The sequence below is a fragment of the Streptomyces sp. NPDC002144 genome, from assembly GCF_053593695.1.
Window position 1 is genome coordinate 1 of the sequence record NZ_JBSFDB010000140.1, and the last position, 3,407, is coordinate 3,407.

Sequence of the window (3,407 nt, forward strand, 5' to 3'; positions counted from 1 at the left end):
GTGGTGACGATCCATCACATCGTCGACGGCGGCGAGGGCACCTATCCCTGGATCGTCATGGAACTCGTCGACGGCGGCTCCCTCGCCGACCGGCTCGCCCGTGGCCCCATGGTGCCCTGATCGCCGGCCTCGCCCACGCCTTCACCGGCTACACCAGGCCCGTCGTGATGGTCACCAACCCGGTGGACATCCTCTCGCGCCTCTTCACCACGATCAGCGGCGCCTCCACCTACGGCATCGGCTCGACGACCGACACCGCCCGCTACCGCGCGGCTCTCGCCGCACACCATCGTGTGCTGGTCGACGCCGTGCACGGGTACGTGATCGGCGAACACGGGGACGGCGCGGTCATCTGCCCCTCAGCCACCACCGTCCACGGCGCACCGTGCACCGTGCCCCTCGACCTCGTGCGCAGCCATCTCACCGAGCGGCCCCGCCGGATCAACGCCGGGATAGGCCGCACCCGCCACGCCCCGGCCGCCGCCGCGGTCCCAGCGGGTCCCGTACCGGTCCCGGAAGACGGCGGCCGTGCCATACGGTCCGCGCCGGGGCGCTTCCTCGAAGACGGGCGGCCGGGTCGGCCGGCGAGTGGCGGCCCCGGACCCGACCGGGGGCCGCCGGACCGCCCGCAGAAAAGAGGCGGGGGCCGTCCGCCTGGACGTCGCCGCCAGGCGAACGACCCCCGGGGCCGCGATGACCGCACCGACGGATCGGCCCGCCCTTTCCGTTGCGGCACAGGGTGCCCCTGTTCGATGAGTAGGGGCTCTTCGTGTGCGGGCAGTCCGTCGACGCGGATTCGGAACACCCCCGCCCCACAAGAGAACGGGTGGTTACTTGGTGGGCTTCCAGCCGTCGGTGTTGTCGACCTCGTTCTTGGTTAGAGCCTCAACCCCGGCAGGCTAGTCCTTGATGTCGACGGGCTTGGCGTGCCCGGCGGACTGGCTGGCCGGCTTGGTGGACTTCCAGCCGTTGGTGTTGCCGGCCTCGTCCTTGGTCAGAGCCTTGAGGAGGATGCCGTGCGCGGTGCGCTTCACAAGAACCCCGGCAGGATTGTTCTTGATGTCGCCGGGCTTGGCGTGCCCGGCGGACTGGCCGGCCGGCTTGGCGTGCCCGGCGGACTGGCCGGCCGGCTTGGTGGACTTCCAGCCGTTGGTGTTGCCGGCCTCGTCCTTGGTCAGAGCCTTGAGGAGGATGCCGTGCGCGGTGCGCTTCACAAGAACCCCGGCAGGATTGTTCTTGATGTCGCCGGGCTTGGCGTGCCCGGCAGGCTTGGCGTCGTCGCCAGCGGTAGCGGTGGCGGCGCCGGCCGAGGTGGCTGCCAGGGCGGCCAGCCCCACGGCCGCCACCGACGACGCGACGAGGCCGATAACCCGGTTCTTCTTACGCATGGATTGCTCCTGAATCCGTCAGCACGACCGAGTGCCGTGCTTTCTGGACTCATCTCACCCCGCGGTCGTGTTCAACGCGGTAAGCGTGAGGCCGCTGTTCTGCCCCGCTTCCTTATCGGATTGGCACAATCCTCGCCGCCGCACAGCGAGTTGGCCGACCAGGAACCTGGTCGGCCTCGTTCTGGAGGCAGGGGCAGCGGCAACGGCTGTGGGGTTTTTCAGGTAAAGCGGACAGTGACCTTGAGTCCTCCGTCAGGGCCTGGTTCGGCGTGCAGATCGGCGCCGTGTGCCTGGACGATGGACCGGACGATGGACAGGCCCAGTCCGTGGCCGGAAGCGCCGGTACGGTCCTGGCTCAGGCGCCGGAAGGGCTCGAAGAGGTCGTGGATGCGGTCGGGGTCGACCGGCCGGCCGGTATTGGTGACGGTGAGGCTGCCGCCGTCGAGCGTCACCTCCACGCGACCGTCCGGCCGGTTGTACTGGAGCGCGTTGCTCACCAGGTTGGAGATGAGATGCCGGATGAGGACCGGGTCACCGGTCACCTGCGCCGGATTGCACCACCGGGTGTGGAGGGCCAGGCCCTTTTCTACGGCGACTTGGCGCAGACCTGTCGTCGCCGCGTTGGCCAGATCGGCCAGGTGCACCTGTTCGGTGTGCTCCAGCCCCCGGTCGCTGCGGGCGAGGAGCAGGAGAGAGGCGATGAGTTGTTCGGCTTCGCGGTTGGTGGTCAGGAGGTCCTCGCGGGTTTCCACGAGGTGCGCCGGGAGCGGGTCGGCCAGGCCGACTTCGATACTGGTGCGTTGGGCGGCGAGAGGGGTGCGCAGTTCGTGGGAGGCATTCGCGACGAAACGGCGCTGGCTGTCGAAGGACCGTTGGAGGCGGTCCAGCATGGAGTCGAAGGCGTCGGCGAGGCGGTGCAGTTCGTCGTCCGGGCCGGTCAGGCCGAGACGTTTGTCGAGGCTGGCCTCGCTGATGCGCAGCGCTGCTGCGGTGACCGCGGCCACGGGGCGTAGCACGCGGCCTGCCAGCCATCGGCCGATCAGCACGACGAGGGCGGTCATGAGGACCAGGCCGACGGTCGACCAGAGGACCATTTGCTGCAGCGCGGTGTGCTGAACGGCTCGGACAGTCGATTCGACGAGTCGGACGGCTACCCCGTCCGATGCGACCGGTGCCGGATCGGCGCCGGTGGGCGAAGCCTTGCCGAAGGCAGGGGCGCCCACCGGTGTGATACTGGCGTCGGCTGTCTTCTGGGCGGTTCCGTAGAGTGCCAGGACGACGACGAAGGCCAAAAGCGCGGTGCCCGACAGCAGGAACAGGCCGCCCAACGCGAGGGCGAGCCGGGTACGGAAGGCAAGCCGGGAGAAATGGCGCGGCCTCATGGAGCGAGGCGGTAGCCGCGGCCGGTGTCGGCGGTGATGGTGTGCGGACCGCCCAGCTTGGTCCGCAGCCGACTGACCGTGGCACGGACCGCGCTGGTGCGGGCGCCGAGGTTTTCATCCCAGACGGATTGCACGAGGGCACGGTGGGAAACGGGCTCACCGCTCGACTCCAGCAGCATATGGAGGACAGCGAACTCCTTGGGGGTGAGGTCGACCAGCCGACCGCCGACGCGTACCTCACGGCGCGTATGGTCCATATGGACGCCGCCGCGCCGTAACACCAGGGGCGGCGGTTTGGGCGCACGGCGGTACAGGGTCCGGATACGGGCCACGAGTTCGGCGAAGTCGAAAGGCTTCGCCAGGTAGTCATCGGCGCCCAGTTCCTCGAGTCCGTAAATCTTATCCCCGATCCCGCCGGCTGCCGTCAGCATCAGGATGCGGGGCGGGCTGTGGAGGGCTCGCAGCCGTCGGCATACCGCGTCACCGGTCATCACGGGAAGGTCGCGGTCGAGCACCAGTACGTCGTAGTCGGTCAGGAGACACTGAGGGGCCTCGCGTTTTCCGGACAGGCTTCTGACCGTTTATTTCACGCGGCGATTCGCAACTTCTCGTACTCGGCGTGGACTTCGCGCGGAGG

The 3,407-nt window shown here is 68.9% G+C and carries 3 protein-coding genes; all 3 read right to left on the reverse strand.

The genetic code is table 11. The annotated features are described in order from the left end of the window. Positions 1–899: 899 nt before the first annotated feature. Positions 900–1,388 carry a hypothetical protein gene (locus tag ACWCQ1_RS51795; RefSeq protein WP_451030095.1) on the reverse strand — a complete coding sequence of 163 codons (489 nt, stop codon included), beginning with the start codon at positions 1,386–1,388 and terminating at the stop codon, positions 900–902. 218 nt (positions 1,389–1,606) lie between these two features. Further along, the gene (locus ACWCQ1_RS51800) at positions 1,607–2,770 is read right to left on the reverse strand and encodes a sensor histidine kinase (RefSeq protein WP_451030096.1); all 1,164 of its coding nucleotides are present in this window, start codon (positions 2,768–2,770) and stop codon (positions 1,607–1,609) included. Continuing rightward, the gene (locus ACWCQ1_RS51805) at positions 2,767–3,339 is read right to left on the reverse strand and encodes a response regulator transcription factor (protein WP_451030097.1); all 573 of its coding nucleotides are present in this window, start codon (positions 3,337–3,339) and stop codon (positions 2,767–2,769) included. Before ACWCQ1_RS51805 ends, ACWCQ1_RS51800 begins: the two co-directional genes overlap by 4 nt. Positions 3,340–3,407: the final 68 nt, after the last annotated feature.

Coding starts and splice junctions, on each gene's coding strand:
- ACWCQ1_RS51800 (WP_451030096.1), bottom strand. CDS start 2,770: ATGAGGCCGCGCCATTTCTCCCGGCTTGCCTTCCGTACCCGGCTCGCC.
- ACWCQ1_RS51795 (WP_451030095.1), bottom strand. CDS start 1,388: ATGCGTAAGAAGAACCGGGTTATCGGCCTCGTCGCGTCGTCGGTGGCG.